General features: G+C 29.9%; 1 protein-coding gene. It reads left to right on the forward strand.

The features are described from left to right. The coding region (locus Q4528_RS16245) for a phosphatidate cytidylyltransferase (protein ID WP_303522810.1) at positions 1–234 on the forward strand (234 nt) is incomplete at both ends.

Raw genomic sequence — 234 nt, forward strand, 5'->3', positions numbered from 1 at the left:
GGCCGGTTATTAGTCCTAATAAAACAATTGAAGGATTTATAGGTGGTAGTTTCTGTAGTTTATTAGTACCTCTACTCATGCAATTTTTTGTAGACTTCAAATTAAATGTATGGTTAATATTGCTTGTAACTATTATTTTAAGCATGTTTGGTAAATTAGGTTATTTAGTAGAATCAGGATTTAAAAGACATTTTGGAGTTAAAGATTCAGGAAGAATTTTACCAGGTCATGGTG

Source organism: Staphylococcus pasteuri, from assembly GCF_030547725.1.
In the GTDB taxonomy this organism is placed as follows: domain Bacteria; phylum Bacillota; class Bacilli; order Staphylococcales; family Staphylococcaceae; genus Staphylococcus; species Staphylococcus pasteuri.